This is a genomic window from Microbacterium sp. S1037 (genome assembly GCF_048381605.1).
In the GTDB taxonomy this organism is placed as follows: domain Bacteria; phylum Actinomycetota; class Actinomycetes; order Actinomycetales; family Microbacteriaceae; genus Microbacterium; species Microbacterium testaceum_B.
In genome coordinates, this window is sequence record NZ_JBLWIG010000001.1 from 208844 (window position 1) to 222920 (window position 14077).

The following is a 14077-nucleotide window of genomic DNA, read 5'->3' on the forward strand; positions in this document are numbered from 1 at the left end:
CCGGACATGCTCGTCGCCTCGTCCGGGTTTCGTGGACGCTCAGCGCGGGTGCGCGCCACCACGCGCACCCGCACCGCACGACTCAGTGCCCCGGCACCCCCTCGAGACCCTCGGCCTGCTTCGGCGTCCGCACGAACGCCGCGAGCACGACCACGGCGATCGACAGGCACGCCGCGACGAAGAAGGCGGTGTGGATGCCGGTGGCCGTGGCATCCACGACACTCGCTCCCCCGCTCGCCGCCGACGCGGCGCCGACCGTCATCAGTGTCACGAACACCGCCGTGCCCGCGGCTCCCGCGAGTTGCTGCACGGTCGACACGATCGCGGACCCGTGCGGGTAGAGCTCGCGCGGGAGCGAGCCGAGCGCAGAGGTCATCAGCGGGGTGAACATGAACGCCAGGCCCAGGCTCAGCAGGCAGTGCACGGCGATGACGAAGCCGACCGGCGTCGTGGCCGAGAGGGTGGCGAAACCCCACAGCGCCGCGCCGGCGACGACCGCGCCCGGGAGGACGAGCGGGCGCGCGCCGAAGCGGTCGAAGAGATTTCCGACGAGCGGGGCCATGAGCCCCATCAGCAGACCGCCGGGGAGCAGCATCAGGCCGGTGGGGAGCGTGCCGAGACCGAGGACGTTCTGCAGGTACAGCGGCAGCAGGATGAGCACGCCGAACAGCGTCGTCATCGCCACGACGACGAGGATCACCGCGACGGTGAACGACGAATGCCGGAAGACGCCGAGGTTCAGCAGCACCCGGTCGGTCGACCCGAGGCGCAGCTGACGGATCACGAAGGCCGCCAGAGCGATCGCGCCCACGGCCAGCGGCATCCAGACCGGGACGATCTCGTGCCCGCCCGCCGCTTCGCCGATGCTCGACAGGCCGAAGATGAGGCCACCGAAGGCCAGCGCCGAGAGCACCACCGAGAAGACGTCGAGGGTGACGTGTCGCGTGTCGGTCAGGTTGCGCACCCACCGGGCGCCGAGCGCGATGGCGATCAGGGCGATGGGGATCATGACGATGAACATCGCCCGCCACGGGAAGACCGACAGGATGAGGCCCGACACGGTGGGACCGACGGCCGGAGCCACCGAGATGACGATCGAGATGAGCCCCATCATGCGACCGCGACGGTCCGCCGGGACGACGTTCAGCACCGTGGTGAACAGCAACGGGATCATGATCGCCGTGCCCGAGGCCTGGACGATGCGACCGACGAGGAGCACGCCGAACCCGGGCGCGATCGCCGCGATCACCGTTCCGAGGGTGAACAGACCCATCGCGGCGAAGAACAGGGTCCGCAGCGGGAAGCGCTGGATGAGGAAGCCCGTCGCGGGGATCACGACCGCCATCGTGAGCAGGAACGCGGTCGTCAGCCACTGCGCCGAGGCGGCGGTGATGTCGAGTTCACGCATGAGCTCGGGCAGAGCGACACCCATGATCGTCTCGTTGAGGATGACCACGAACGCGGCGACGACCAGCAGCGCGATGACGGCGCCCGGGCGCACGGCGGGCTTTCCGGGCGGGGCGGCGGCGGGAACGGTTCCGGTGGAGACCATGGTCGACCAATCTGAGCAGTGACGGGCAAGTTGGCAGTTACTGCCAATAAGACATCGACTACTGTATCGGACATGAGCACGCCGGCAGCCCCCGTCGAGGGATTGCGCGACCGTCGACGCCGCGAGACCGCGGTCGAGATCTGTGCCGCCGCCCTCGATCTGTTCGAGGAGAAAGGCGTCACGGGCACCACCGTCGACGAGATCGCCGCGCGCGCGGGCGTCTCTCCGCGCACGTTCTTCCGCCTGGCCGGCACGAAGGAAGACGCCGTCTTCGTCGACGACGGTCGCTTCGCCGACGCCCTCGCCGGGGTCGCCGAGGTCGGCGACGACATCGCGGCGCTCCTGACCGCGCTCCGTCAGGTGTTCGCGCGCGAGCTGGAACTCCTGGATGCCGATGCCCGAGCGCGCGAGCGCTTCCTGCGCGTGCGTCGGCTCATCGCCCACGAGCCCGCGCTGCTCGGTGCCGCCGTCCGCCGCGAGGTCACGTCGGCCGACCGCTTCGTGCCCGAGATCGCCGAGCGGATCGGGCTCGCCGAGCTCGACATCCGCACGGCCCTCGGGGTCGCCGGCCTCGAGATGCGGACGACCCTCGACGAGTGGGCCCGCCGTTACGACGCTGGCGAGACCGCCACCCTCGTCGCCCTGCACCGCGAGGTCCAGGCGCGCCTGGCCCGAGCCATCCATCCCGGATGAGGCCGGCTCACGTCTCGCGCGTGATCGTCACCTTCACCTTGAGCTGGCTCTTGCCCGGGCCGGCGTAGACACCGCGGAGCGGCGGCACGTCGTTGTAGTCGCGGCCCCGGCCGACGAGCACGTGACGATCACCGATCTCGATGTTGTTCGTCGGGTCGAAGCCCTGCCAGTCGCCCGCGAACCACTCCACCCACGCGTGCGACTCACCGGTGACGGCCTCCCCCACCTCGGCGGAGGGCTTCGGGTGCAGGTAGCCCGAGATGTAGCGAGCCGGGATGCCGACTTCGCGCAGCGCCCCGATCGCGATGTGGGCGATGTCCTGGCAGACGCCCTTGCGCGCTTCCCACGCGTCCACGGCGGTCGAGTGCACGCCCGTCACACCCTGCATGTACTCGATCGCGTCGCCGATGGCCTCGGCGATGGCGTGGGCCGCGGGGCCCGGCCGATCGTGCTGGGCGGCGATGGAACGCGCGAGCTCGACGACCTCGGGGTGCGGCGCCGTGCGGCGCGTCTGCGTCAGCTGCTCGACCGTGGCCACCGAGCCCGCCGCCTCGACCGCGAGCTGCTCCCACGTGATGTCGGCATGCTCGATCGGTCGCGGCCGCACCTCAACGAGCGACCGCGCCGTGATCGTGAGCGCGGCGTGAGGAGAGAGCACGTCGAAGGCGGCGACGCGCGTGCCGAAGTAGTCGACGTACTGGTTGACCGACGTCGACGGCTCGATGTCGAGCGACGAACTCAGCACGAACTGACTGTCGGTCGAGTGCGGCAGCATGCGCGCCTCGTTGTACGACGCCGACACGTCGCCGGGGTAGGCGAAGCCGGTCTGGTGCTCGATACGGAGACGCTTCATCGCCGGCCTCCCGAAGCCACCGCGGCCGCCGCGGACATGGCATCCATCATGAGATCTCTCCGATCCAGCTGGGCTCGGCCTGCGTCGGGAAGAAGCGCGACCGGATCGCTTCCGACGCCTCGCGCGTCACCGTTTGCACGCGCTGCATGTGCTCGGGCAGGTCGGTGAGCACGTCGCTGACCGGGCGGTACTCGAGGTCGTTGCGGATCTGACCGAGCGCGCGCAGCACCGTGTTCGAGTGACCGACGCGGTCGGCGCGCGGGTCGATCGCGCTCATGCAATCTTCCGCGCGCTGGATCGAGTAGATGATCGAGCGCGGGAACAGACGGTCGAGCAGCAGGAACTCGGCCGCGTTGCGGGCGCTCGGCATCCCGCGATAGGTGCGCAGGTAGGCCTCGTACGCGCCGCACGAGCGGAGGATCGTCGTCCACGACGGACCCGAGACCTCGGTGAGCGACCGCGTCGCAAGCAGCCGCGCGGTCATGTCGGTGCGCTCGATGCTGCGCCCGAGCGTGAAGAACTGCCAGGCCTCGTCGCGGTTCGTCGACGAGTCGACGATGCCGATCGCCAGGGCGGCGCGCTCTCGCACCCACTGGAAGAACTCGTGCACCTTCTCGGTCTGCAGACGCCGTGGCATCCGGGAATTCGTGGTGTTGAGGATCTCCCAGAGCTCGGTCGAGACGATCTCCCGTGCGCGACGGGCGTTCTCGCGCGCCGCGGTGATGGAGTACGCGATGCTCGACGGGTTCATGCGGTCCACGGCGAGGCGGGCCAGCACGTCGTCGCGGCGGACCGTGTCGACGTTCTCGGGCCAGGCCGACCCCATGACGCTGAGCAGGGAACGGCAGGCGGTGTCCTCGTCGATCCACGGGTCCTCGAGGAGGAGCTGCAGGTGCACGTCGAGGATGCGCGCCGTCCCGTCACTGCGCTCGATGTACCGCCCGATCCAGAACAGGCTTTCTGCGATGCGACTCAGCATGATCCGACCCCCTCGGCCCCCGACCTGGTCGAGGACCCTGAGCCCGTCGAAGGGTCCGGAACCCGTCGCTCGGCCTGTTGCTGCTGCTGCTCGGCCTGCGGACCGTGCTCGACGACGGCGTCCTGCTGCTGCTGTTCCTGCTGCTCCCGTCCGCCCGCACGCGGGTCGCGGGGAGCGGTGGCGGGAGTCGGCTGACCGTCGTAGATGATCGGGATCGACTCGGTCACCGCCGCCTGATCGGCGACGAGCCCCGAGACGCCGTTGCCCTGACCGTACTCAACGTGCGAGGGGGCCGAGCCGCCGACGACCCAGGTGTCCTTCGAGCCGCCACCCTGGCTGGAGTTGACGACGAGCTGCCCCTCGGGGAGCGCGACGCGCGTGAGCCCGCCGGGCAGCACCCAGATGTCGTCGCCGTCGTTCACGGCGAAGGGGCGCAGGTCGGCGTGCCGGGGACGCATGCCGTCCTCGACCAGCGTCGGGATCGTCGAGAGCATGACGACCGGCTGCGCGATCCACCCGCGGGGGTCGGCGAGCAGGCGTTTGCGAAGCGCGTCGAGCTCGGCGGGCGAGGCATCCGGACCCACGACGAGGCCCTTGCCGCCCGACCCGTCGACGGGCTTCACGACGAGCTCGGGAAGGCGGTCGAGCACCTCCTCGAGCGCGCCCGGATCCTCGAGCCGCCAGGTGTCGACGTTCTTCAGGATCGGCTCCTCGGCGAGGTAGTACCGGATCAGGTCGGGCACGTACGTGTAGAGCAGCTTGTCGTCCGCGACGCCGTTGCCCACGGCGTTGGCGATCGTGACGTTGCCCAGCCGCGCGGCGAGCATGAGGCCGGGGGCCCCGAGCATCGAGTCGGCGCGGAACTGCAGCGGGTCGAGGAAGTCGTCGTCGACGCGGCGGTAGATGACGTCGACGCGCTGCGGGCCCCGCGTCGTGCGCATGAACACCTTGCCGCCGATGCACAGCAGGTCGCGACCCTCGACCAGCTCGACGCCCATGAGGCGCGCGAGCAGCGTGTGCTCGAAGTACGCCGAGTTGTAGACACCCGGCGTGAGCACGACGATGTTCGGGTCGTCGATCCCGGGCGGGGCAGACGCGCGGAGGGCCGCGAGAAGCTTGTTGGGGTAGTCGCCGACGGGGCGCACCCGCATCGAGACGAACAGCTCGGGCAGCGTCTGGGCCATGACGCGGCGGTTCGAGATGACGTACGAGACGCCCGAGGGCACGCGCACGTTGTCTTCGAGCACGCGCATCTCGCCGTGCTCGTCGCGGATCAAGTCGATGCCCGACACCTGGATGCGGACACCGTTGGCACTGCGGATGCCGGCTGCCTGGCGGTAGAAGTACTGCGACGACGAGATGAGCCCCGCGGGCAGGATGCCGTCGCGCACGCAGTGCTGGTTGCCGTAGGCGTCGTCGAGGAAGGCCTCGAGCGCGCGGACGCGCTGCTTGACGCCGGCCTCGATCCGCGACCACTCGTCGTAGGCGATCACGCGGGGCACGGCGTCCAGCGGGAAGGGCCGCTCCTCGCCCGCGAAGTCGAACGTCACGCCCTGCGCGAGGTACGAACTGGCGAGCGACTCGGTGCGACCGCGCAGCTCTTCCTGCGTCATCTTCGCGAGCGTCTGGTACAGCTCCCGGTACGCCTCACGAGAGGGGGCGGCTTCTCCGGGACTCGCCGGAAGGCCGAACATCTCATCGAACGCCGGGACGCCGGAAGCGGTCTTGCGCGGCGCCAGCGTGGAGCCGTAACCGTCGAACAGGTCACCCATGCGACGACTCTACTCAGGGCTGTGTTGCAACGACGTTTCTCGCGTGCCCTGGTCCGGTTCTACTGTCGACAGTTAGATGTCGACAGTGTAGTCTCGGGCCCAGAAACCAGCGGTCCGTTCAGAGAGGAACACCTATGTCGCTGAGCCCGCGCGTGATCTGCAGCACGATCACCCTCCGATACCTCCCCCTCGAGGCAGCGCTTCGCCAGATCGTCGAGCGCGGCTTCACGGGCATCGATCTCGGCGCCCTCCCCGGCGTCTGCGACCACGTCCCCTACGACCTCACCCCGGCCGCGGTCGCCGAGGTCGCCTCGACGATCGCCGACTCGGGCCTGTCGGTGATCTCGGTCAACGGCGACATCGGCGACCTGAACGTGCCGATGGATGCCGACGGCACCGCCGCCCGGGCGCGCCACGCCGACCTGCTGCTCGACCTGGCCGCGCGCGTCGGTGCCCGCGCCCTGGTGCTGCCGAACGGCCGCCTCGACCATGAGCCCGTCCGCGACCTCGAGAGCGATCTCGACCTCGTCGCCGCCGAGCTCTCGCGCGTCGACGAGCGCACTCGCGAGCGCGGTCTCGAGCTGTGGGTCGAAGCCCCGCATTGGTTCCGCTTCGCCTACGACCTCGACCGGTCCGGCGCGCTGCTCGACAGGCTCCCCGCCTCCATCGGCGTGGTGTGCGACGTCAGCCACATCACCGCCGGCGGCTCGACACCGCGCGTCTTCCTCGACCGCTTCGCCGACCGGGTGCGCCACGTGCACATCCGCGACGCCGCCCGCGGAGACATCCACCGCTCGGTCGGAAAGGGCGAGGTCGACTTCGGCGATCTCGCCGTCTCCCTCGCCGAGCACGGGTACGACGGGTCCCTCGCGCTCGAGCTCGAGACCCGCGACGTCGCCGACGACGACCGGGCCGACGCCGCCCTGACCGCGGGGCTGTTCATCTCGACGCAGCTCGACGCCGCGGCATCCGTCGCAGGGGGTGTGCGATGACCCGCCTGTTCAACGACCCCGCCGACTTCCCGCTCGAGCTCATCGACGGCTTCGTCGCCGCCCACCCCGACGAGGTCATGGCCGTTCCGGGCGGCGTCGTCCGCGCCACCGCGTACGACGAGGTGGCCGTGATCGTGGGCGGTGGCACGGGCCACTACCCGGCGTTCTGCGGCCTCGTCGGCGAGGGTGTCGCGCACGCCGCGGCGATGGGCAACATTTTCTCGTCGCCCTCGGCGCAGCAGGCGTACTCCGTCGCCCGTGCCGCGGACCGCGGGCACGGGGTCGTCTTCACCTTCGGCAACTACGCCGGCGACGTGCTGCACTTCGGCGAGGCCGCCGAACGCCTGCGCGCCGACGGGATCCCGACCGAGATCGTGCTCGTCACCGACGACATCGCCAGCGCTCCCGTCGGCGAGGAGCACCGCCGCCGCGGGATCGCGGGCGACCTCACGGTGTTCAAGACGCTCGGCGCCGCGGCGGGCGAGGGCTACGACCTCGCCGAGACCGTCCGGGTCGGCCGCCACGCCAACGACCGCACCCGCAGCTTCGGCGTCGCTTTCGCCGGATGCACCCTTCCCGGCGCGAGTGCGCCGCTGTTCACCGTTCCCGAGGGTTTCATGTCGCTGGGACTCGGCATCCACGGTGAGCCGGGGATCTCGGACGTCCCCATCCCGCCCGCCGCCGGCCTGGCCGCTCTGCTGGTCGAACGCGTGCTCGCGGAGCGCCCCGAAGGAGCGGGCGATCGCGTCGCCGTCCTGCTGAACGGCCTCGGCACGGTGAAGTACGAGGAACTGTTCGTCGTCTACGCCACCGTCGCGCGCATCCTCGCCGAAGCGGGACTCACCGTGGTGTCCCCCGACGTGGGCGAGCTGTGCACGAGTCTCGACATGGCGGGGATCTCGCTGACCCTCTTCTGGCTCGACGACGAGCTCGAACGCCTGTGGACGAGCCCGTCGGCGGCACCCGCCTACCGCAAGGGCGCCGTGTCGGCCACGACCGCGCTGAGCGCCGAGGAGCGCACCCGCCTGCGCGACCGCGCGGCGACGCCCTCTGACGCCTCGTCAGCGCCCGCGTCCGACGCCTCGCGCGCCAGCGGTCTGCGCGTCGTCGCCGCTCTCGACGTGCTGACCCGAACGGTCATCGACGCCGCCGACGAGCTCGGCCGCATCGACGCCGTCGCCGGCGACGGCGACCACGGCATCGGCATGGAGCGCGGCGCGCGCGCGGCTCTCGACGCGGCGCGTGCCGCCCTCGCTGGCGACAGCGGTGCGGGCACCGCCCTTGCGCGCGGCGGCACGGCCTGGGCCGACATCGCCGGCGGCACCTCGGGCGCACTGTGGGGCGCGGCTCTGCGGGCGATCGGCGGCCGCTTCGGCGACGCCGAGGCCGTGACCGCGCCCGCGGTCGCGGACGCGATCCTCGCCGCGCGAGACGAGATCGCCCGCCGCGGCGGGGCGGCGATCGGCGACAAGACGATGATGGACGTCCTCCTCCCCTACGCCGACCGCGTCGCCGCCCTCGACCCCCACGATCCGACGGCCTGGCGCGAGGCTGCGGCGCAGGCCACCGCCGACGCCGAGGCCACTCGCGACCTCGTCCCGCGCCTCGGGCGCGCGCGCCCCCTGGCCGCGCGCAGCGTGGGCACACCCGACGCCGGCGCGACCTCGCTCGCCCTGATCATCACGGCCGTCACGGATCACGTGCTCGGCGACGCCTCGAAGGAGAACCCCGCATGACCACCACCCCCTGGCGCCTCGTCCTCGGCGCGGACGACGCCGGCTACGCCTACAAAGAGGCCCTGAAGGCCGACCTCCTTGCCGACCCGCGCGTGGCATCCGTGAGCGACGTGGGAGTGGACGCCGACGGCCACACGCCGTACCCCACGGTCGCGATCGCCGCCGCGGAGCAGGTCGCTCGCGGCGAGGCCGACCGGGCCCTGCTGGTGTGCGGGACCGGCCTGGGCGTGGCCATCTCGGCGAACAAGGTCGCCGGCATCCGCGCGGTCACCGCCCACGACTCGTTCTCAGTCGAGCGCTCGGTGCTCTCCAACGACGCGCAGGTGCTGTGCCTGGGCCAGCGCGTCATCGGGCTCGAGCTCGCCCGCCGGCTCGTGCGCGAGTGGCTCGACTACCGCTTCGATACGTCATCGGCCTCGGCCGAGAAGGTGGCCGTACTCAGCGCATACGAGGCGTCCGACTCCTGCTGAGCGCCCCTACGACGATGCCCCCGGCACCCGAGAGGGTGGACGGGGGCATCGTCGTCCGCGCTCAGGACGTGAGCACCTCGGCGGCATGCTGCATGTGCTTTTCGACGGTGAGGCCCGCCTGCACGGGGTCGCCCGCATCGATCGCGTCGACGATCGCGAGGTGCCGCTCGACATCCATGTTGTGCACGGCTCGCTCGACCCCGGAGTTCGTCACCGACATCTGGATCGAGCTCTCGAGCGCCGTCCACGCCTGCAGAAGGGTCTCATTCTCGGTGAGGCGGCACATCTCGCGGTGGAAGTCCATGTCGGCGGTCAGCCGCTCTTCGACGGGTCCGCTGCCGGCGGCGGCGAGACGGGCCACGGCGGCGCGCAGGGTCAGGACGATCTCGCCTCGGTCTTCGCGCTGCGTCAGCTCGCGCGCGGCCATCGCCTCGAGCGCGCCGCGGACGGCGAAGAGATCGCGCACCTGCCGGTCGCTCATGTGGCGCACGAGAAGGCGCCCGCGGGGACCCGCCGTCAACAGCCCCTCGATCTGCAGCGATCGCATCGCCTCACGCAGGGTGCCCCGGCTGATCTGCAGGCGCGTGGCCATCTCGACCTCGGACACGTGCGATCCGGGAGGAAGCTCCCCGCTGACGATGGCGCCGCGCAGAGCATCGACGGCCTGCTCGCGCAGAGTCAGGCGCTGCAAGCCGAGAATCGACGATTCACTCATCAGAGCCCCCATGCGTTCGTTTTTCTCATCCTAGGTTCGCGCGGTCCCGGGCGGACACGCGCGTGGGCGCGGATGCGACGTCGATCGTCGCTTCCGCGCCCACGTTTCCCTCTCGAAGATCAGGCGATGCTGTGCTGACGTTCGGCCGCCACGACGGCCTCGCGCTGCTCGCGGGTCCACGTCTCGCGGGTCGCGAGCGCCGCGACCAGGCCGATGGCCGCGTAGAGCGAGAACAGGGCCGCGGGGCCGGCCCAGCCGAACGAGGCGAACAGCAGCGTCGTGATGAACGGGGTGAAGCCCGAGACCATCGCCGAGATCTGGTACGCGAGCGACGCGCCCGACGTGCGGGTGTTGGCGGTGAACAGCTCGGGGAACCACGCTCCCTGGCATCCGGCGAGCGCGTTCTGGAAGACCGCGTACGACAGCACGATGACGACCACGATCAGCGGGTACACAGCCGTGTTGACGCCGAGGAACATCAGAAAGCCCCACAGGATGCCGAGTGCGCAGACGACGATGTAGAGCGGACGACGCCCGATGCGGTCGGTGAGCTTGGCCCAGCCCCAGGTCGCGAAGATGCCGACGCCCGCGGCGATGCACAGCGCGGTGAGGGTCTGCCAGCTCTCGGTGATCTTGTTCGTGTTCAGGTACGAGATCAGATAGGTCACCGAGACCGCGTAGCCGGCCGTCTCCGCCACGCGCAGTCCGATGCCGCGCAGGATGTTGCGCCAGTCGGTCTTGATGACTTCCGTCAACGGCGATTTGAGGACCTTGCCCTCGCTCTTGACGTCTTCGAAGACCGGCGACTCGGGCACCTTGGAGCGGATGATCAGGCCCACGATGACGAGCAGGATGCTCGCGAGGAACGGCACGCGCCAGGCCCAGTCGCCGGGGAGGTGCACGCTGATGAGGAAGACGAGGTTGGCCATCAGCAGACCCACGGGGAAGCCGGCCTGCACGATTCCGGTGAACGACCCCTTGGAGCGCCACGGGGCGTGCTCGTAGGTCATGAGGATCGCGCCGCCCCATTCGGCGCCGAAGGCGAGACCCTGGATGATGCGCACGGTCACCAGCAGGATCGGAGCCACGATGCCAGCCACCGCATAGGTGGGCAGGAGGCCGATCGCGAAGGTCGCGAGACCCATGACGATGAGCGACGTCACCAGGACGGGCTTGCGGCCGACCCGGTCGCCGAGGTGCCCACCGATGATGCCGCCGAGGGGACGCGCGGCGAAGCCGACACCCAGCGTCGCGAACGACAGGAGCACGCCGGTCAGGGCGTCTCCCCCGGGGAAGAAGGCGGTGCCGAAGTACAGCGCCGCCGCGGTGCCGAATCCGATGAAGTCGTACGTCTCGATGACAGCTCCGACTCCGGAGCCCACCGCGACCCGCCGGACGTCTCTCGTCCCGCGGACCGGCCCTCGCATCTTGATGGCTTCTGTGCTCATCGCTGTGCCCTTTCTCACGTCATTGTGCCCGAGCGGTCCTCACCGCCGACGAGACCGATTCTGGAGGAGGTTCGTCCTACTGTCAACAGTCCAACGCTTGAACTGCTGACAAGATCGATCTAGCATGGCCGACGTCGCGACGACGCGACCGAAGAAAGGGTGATCCCATGACCACGACCCGCACCGCCGTCCTGACCGGCGCCGCCGCCGAACGGGGCATCGGCCGAGCCACTGCCCACGAGTACGCCAAGGCGGGCTGGGCCGTCGCCGTCCTCGACCTCGACGGACCGCTCGCCGAGAAGGTCGCCGCCGAGATCGCCGCCGAGCATGGTGTCGCCACCTACGGCGGGGCGGTCGACGTCGCCGACGAGGCGTCCGTGCAGGCCGCGCACGCCGCCGTGCAGGCCGAAGTCGAGGCCGGTCGCCTCCCCGCCGTCGGTGCCCTGGCGAACATCGCCGGCATCACCTCGCCCGTCCCGTTCCTCGAGACGACGCTCGGCCTGTGGAACAAGGTCATGGCCGTGAACGCCACCGGCACGTACCTGGTCACGAAGGCTTTCCTGCCCGGCATGATCGCTCAGGGCTTCGGCCGGATCGTGAACATGTCGTCGGTCTCCGCCCAGCGCGGAGGCGGTGTGTTCGGCAAGGTCCCCTACTCTGCCGCGAAGGCCGCCATCCTCGGCTTCACCAAGGCGCTCGCGCGCGAACTCGGCGACTCCGGTGTCACCGTCAACGCCGTGACTCCCGGGGCTGTCGACACGAACATCCGCGTCGGGAGCACCGACGAGCTCGAGGCGAGCATCGTTGCCGGCATCCCCCTCGGCCGCACCGCAACCCCCGAGGAGGTCGCCGCGGTGTTCGTCTTCCTCTCCAGCGATAAGGCCGCCTACCTGCAGGGCACGACGATCGACATCAACGGCGGCAGCCACCTCCACTGACCGCCCATCGCCTCGACGAGGAGTCATCGATGACCACTCAGACACATCCGACCACCGATACCGACCGGGTCGCCCGCGTGCGCGCGGGCGCGCAACGGATTCGCCTCAACGCCCTCCACATGGGCGAGGTCCAGGGACAGGGCTACATCGGCCAGGCGCTCGGCGCCGCAGATGTCCTCGCCGCGGTGTACCTCGACCAGCTGCGCCACCGCCCGGCCGACCCGCACTGGGACGAGCGCGACCGCCTCCTGCTGTCGACCGGCCACTACGCGATCGCGCTGTACGCGGCCCTGGCCGAGGCCGGGGTCATCCCGCGCGAAGAGCTCGACACCTACGGCTCCGACGACTCGCGCCTGCCGATGTCGGGAATGGCCAGCTACACGCCGGGCATGGAGATCTCGGGCGGCTCCCTCGGGCACGGCCTCACCGTCGCGGTCGGTATGGCCCTGGGCCTGCGGCACCGCGGCAGCGACGCGCGGGTGTTCAACTTCCTCTCCGACGGCGAACTCAACGAGGGATCCACGTGGGAGGCCGCGATGAGCGCGGCATCCCACCGCCTCGGAAACCTCACCGCTCTCGTCGACATGAACGCCCTGCAGGCCGACGGCCCCACCGCGGGAGTCCTCGCGATCGAGCCGGCCGAAGAGAAATGGGCCGCGTTCGGGTGGAACACCCAGCGCGTCGACGGCAACGATCCGGATGCCGTGCTCGCGGCGTTCGACGCCGTCGCCGACCGCGATCCGGTGGGCGCCCCGCAGGTCATCCTGTTCGACGTCACCGTCGGCAAGGGTGTGCCCCTGCTCGAGCAGCGCGAGAAGAACCACTTCATGAGGATCGACGAACACGAATGGGCGATCTGCCGCGAACAGCTGATCGCGGGCTTCGAGGAGGCCGGCCGATGACCATCACCACGCCCAAGCTGAAGACGTCGGCGATGATCGCCTCGTTCGCCGACCCGGGGCAGAGAACCGCTCCCGCCCCCTTCGGGCACGCCCTGGCCGAGCTCGCCGAACGCGACGAGCGCGTCGTCGGTCTCAGCGCCGACCTCGCCAAGTACACCGACATGCACATCTTCCGCGACCGGCACCCGGAGCGGTTCTTCCAGATGGGGATGGCCGAGCAGCTCCTGTTCGGAGCGGCGGCGGGCATGGCCGAGGTGGGCCTGGTGCCCTTCGCCTCCACCTACTCGGTGTTCGCCGCGCGTCGCGCGTACGACTTCATCTGCCTCGACATCGCCGAGCCCAACCTGAACGTCAACGTCGTGGGCGGCCTCCCCGGCCTCACGACCGGCTACGGTCCGAGCCACCAGGCGACCGAGGACGTCGCGATCTTCCGGGGGATGCCGAACCTCACCATCGTGGATCCGTGCGACTCGGTCGACATCGCCGCGGCCGTGCCGCAGCTCGCGGAGCACGACGGCCCCACCTACCTGCGCCTCCTGCGGGGCAATGTGCCGACGGTGCTCGACGAGTACGGCTACACGTTCGAGCTGGGGAAGGCCAAGGTGGTGCGTCCGGGCGCCGACGTGGTCTTCGTCTCGAGCGGCCTCATGACCATGCGCGCGCTGCAGGCCGCCGAGCGTCTCGCCACCGATCGCGTCGACGTCGCGGTAGTCCACGCTCCGACGCTGAAGCCGTTCGACGAAGAGACCGTCGTGCGCGAGCTCGACACCCCGCGCCTCGCCGTCACCCTCGAGAATCACACGGTCGTCGGGGGTCTGTTCGAGACCGTCGCCGCAGCCCTCGTGCGCCGCGGCATCGGACGTCGCGTGGTGCCGGTGGGGCTGCCCGACGCCTTCCTCGACGCGGGGGCGCTCCCCACCCTGCACGAGCGGTACGGCCTGTCGACCGACGCGATCGTCGCGAAGGTGAAAGCCGAGCTCGGTTGACGCGCCGGCGTCGGGGAAGGGCATGCGCCCCCTCCCCGACG

13 protein-coding genes are annotated in these 14077 nt (G+C 70.5%); 7 read left to right on the plus strand and 6 right to left on the minus strand.

Features of this window, described 5'->3' with window-relative positions:
- Positions 1 to 82 precede the first annotated feature (82 nt).
- Positions 83 to 1552: an MDR family MFS transporter gene (locus tag ACMW4R_RS00870; RefSeq protein ID WP_418298872.1), complete on the minus strand. Its 1470-nt coding sequence runs from the start codon at positions 1550 to 1552 to the stop codon at positions 83 to 85.
- A gap of 72 nt (positions 1553 to 1624) precedes the next feature.
- On the opposite strand from ACMW4R_RS00870, the gene ACMW4R_RS00875 reads away from it, so the two are divergent.
- Positions 1625 to 2245, plus strand: a complete 621-nt coding sequence (locus tag ACMW4R_RS00875) for a TetR/AcrR family transcriptional regulator (protein WP_418298873.1) — start codon at positions 1625 to 1627, stop codon at positions 2243 to 2245.
- A 7-nt stretch (positions 2246 to 2252) separates the two neighbouring features.
- On the opposite strand, the gene ACMW4R_RS00880 is transcribed toward ACMW4R_RS00875, so the two are convergent.
- The 3 genes from ACMW4R_RS00880 to ACMW4R_RS00890 are packed head-to-tail and all read right to left on the minus strand — an operon-like array spanning position 2253 to position 5849.
- Positions 2253 to 3098 carry a transglutaminase family protein gene (locus ACMW4R_RS00880; RefSeq protein ID WP_058613993.1) on the minus strand — a complete coding sequence of 282 codons (846 nt, stop codon included), beginning with the start codon at positions 3096 to 3098 and terminating at the stop codon, positions 2253 to 2255.
- Between the two features lie 46 nt (positions 3099 to 3144).
- The gene (locus ACMW4R_RS00885) at positions 3145 to 4077 is read right to left on the minus strand and encodes an alpha-E domain-containing protein (protein ID WP_058596140.1); all 933 of its coding nucleotides are present in this window, start codon (positions 4075 to 4077) and stop codon (positions 3145 to 3147) included.
- Positions 4071 to 5849 (minus strand): circularly permuted type 2 ATP-grasp protein, encoded by a 1779-nt coding sequence (locus ACMW4R_RS00890; RefSeq protein ID WP_418298874.1) that lies wholly within the window; start codon positions 5847 to 5849, stop codon positions 4071 to 4073. The genes ACMW4R_RS00885 and ACMW4R_RS00890 overlap by 7 nt, the downstream gene beginning before the upstream one ends.
- A gap of 134 nt (positions 5850 to 5983) precedes the next feature.
- Between ACMW4R_RS00890 and ACMW4R_RS00895 the strand changes: the two genes are divergently transcribed.
- Genes ACMW4R_RS00895 through ACMW4R_RS00905 form a run of 3 tightly spaced genes read left to right on the plus strand, consistent with a single transcriptional unit; the run spans position 5984 to position 9047 of the window.
- A complete protein-coding gene (locus tag ACMW4R_RS00895) occupies positions 5984 to 6841 on the plus strand; it encodes a sugar phosphate isomerase/epimerase family protein (protein ID WP_418298875.1) in 858 nt (285 codons plus the stop codon).
- Complete coding sequence (locus ACMW4R_RS00900; protein ID WP_418298876.1) at positions 6838 to 8577, plus strand: dihydroxyacetone kinase family protein; 1740 nt, start codon at positions 6838 to 6840, stop codon at positions 8575 to 8577. The genes ACMW4R_RS00895 and ACMW4R_RS00900 overlap by 4 nt, the downstream gene beginning before the upstream one ends.
- On the plus strand, positions 8574 to 9047 hold the full coding sequence (locus tag ACMW4R_RS00905) for a ribose-5-phosphate isomerase (protein WP_058596144.1): 474 nt from the start codon (positions 8574 to 8576) through the stop codon (positions 9045 to 9047). The genes ACMW4R_RS00900 and ACMW4R_RS00905 overlap by 4 nt, the downstream gene beginning before the upstream one ends.
- 61 nt (positions 9048 to 9108) lie before the next feature.
- On the opposite strand, the gene ACMW4R_RS00910 is transcribed toward ACMW4R_RS00905, so the two are convergent.
- Together ACMW4R_RS00910 and ACMW4R_RS00915 are read right to left on the minus strand one after the other, a co-directional pair.
- Entirely contained in the window at positions 9109 to 9762 is a 654-nt protein-coding gene (locus tag ACMW4R_RS00910; protein WP_153001401.1) for a GntR family transcriptional regulator, read from the minus strand.
- A gap of 119 nt (positions 9763 to 9881) precedes the next feature.
- Positions 9882 to 11210: an MFS transporter gene (locus ACMW4R_RS00915; RefSeq protein WP_418298877.1), complete on the minus strand. Its 1329-nt coding sequence runs from the start codon at positions 11208 to 11210 to the stop codon at positions 9882 to 9884.
- Between the two features lie 167 nt (positions 11211 to 11377).
- On the opposite strand from ACMW4R_RS00915, the gene ACMW4R_RS00920 reads away from it, so the two are divergent.
- Genes ACMW4R_RS00920 through ACMW4R_RS00930 form a run of 3 tightly spaced genes read left to right on the plus strand, consistent with a single transcriptional unit; the run spans position 11378 to position 14036 of the window.
- Positions 11378 to 12148: an SDR family NAD(P)-dependent oxidoreductase gene (locus ACMW4R_RS00920; RefSeq protein WP_418298878.1), complete on the plus strand. Its 771-nt coding sequence runs from the start codon at positions 11378 to 11380 to the stop codon at positions 12146 to 12148.
- Positions 12149 to 12177: 29 nt separating this feature from the next.
- A complete protein-coding gene (locus tag ACMW4R_RS00925) occupies positions 12178 to 13050 on the plus strand; it encodes a transketolase (protein ID WP_418298879.1) in 873 nt (290 codons plus the stop codon).
- Positions 13047 to 14036, plus strand: a complete 990-nt coding sequence (locus ACMW4R_RS00930) for a transketolase family protein (protein ID WP_058626516.1) — start codon at positions 13047 to 13049, stop codon at positions 14034 to 14036. Before ACMW4R_RS00925 ends, ACMW4R_RS00930 begins: the two co-directional genes overlap by 4 nt.
- Positions 14037 to 14077 lie beyond the last annotated feature (41 nt).

Excerpts from the sequence above, each read along its gene's own strand:
- ACMW4R_RS00915 (WP_418298877.1), bottom strand. The coding sequence starts at position 11,210 with ATGAGCACAGAAGCCATCAAGATGCGAGGGCCGGTCCGCGGGACGAGA.
- ACMW4R_RS00920 (WP_418298878.1), top strand. The coding sequence starts at position 11,378 with ATGACCACGACCCGCACCGCCGTCCTGACCGGCGCCGCCGCCGAACGG.
- ACMW4R_RS00910 (WP_153001401.1), bottom strand. The coding sequence starts at position 9,762 with ATGAGTGAATCGTCGATTCTCGGCTTGCAGCGCCTGACTCTGCGCGAG.
- ACMW4R_RS00900 (WP_418298876.1), top strand. The coding sequence starts at position 6,838 with ATGACCCGCCTGTTCAACGACCCCGCCGACTTCCCGCTCGAGCTCATC.
- ACMW4R_RS00885 (WP_058596140.1), bottom strand. The coding sequence starts at position 4,077 with ATGCTGAGTCGCATCGCAGAAAGCCTGTTCTGGATCGGGCGGTACATC.
- ACMW4R_RS00880 (WP_058613993.1), bottom strand. The coding sequence starts at position 3,098 with ATGAAGCGTCTCCGTATCGAGCACCAGACCGGCTTCGCCTACCCCGGC.
- ACMW4R_RS00925 (WP_418298879.1), top strand. The coding sequence starts at position 12,178 with ATGACCACTCAGACACATCCGACCACCGATACCGACCGGGTCGCCCGC.
- ACMW4R_RS00875 (WP_418298873.1), top strand. The coding sequence starts at position 1,625 with ATGAGCACGCCGGCAGCCCCCGTCGAGGGATTGCGCGACCGTCGACGC.
- ACMW4R_RS00870 (WP_418298872.1), bottom strand. The coding sequence starts at position 1,552 with ATGGTCTCCACCGGAACCGTTCCCGCCGCCGCCCCGCCCGGAAAGCCC.
- ACMW4R_RS00930 (WP_058626516.1), top strand. The coding sequence starts at position 13,047 with ATGACCATCACCACGCCCAAGCTGAAGACGTCGGCGATGATCGCCTCG.
- ACMW4R_RS00890 (WP_418298874.1), bottom strand. The coding sequence starts at position 5,849 with ATGGGTGACCTGTTCGACGGTTACGGCTCCACGCTGGCGCCGCGCAAG.
- ACMW4R_RS00905 (WP_058596144.1), top strand. The coding sequence starts at position 8,574 with ATGACCACCACCCCCTGGCGCCTCGTCCTCGGCGCGGACGACGCCGGC.
- ACMW4R_RS00895 (WP_418298875.1), top strand. The coding sequence starts at position 5,984 with ATGTCGCTGAGCCCGCGCGTGATCTGCAGCACGATCACCCTCCGATAC.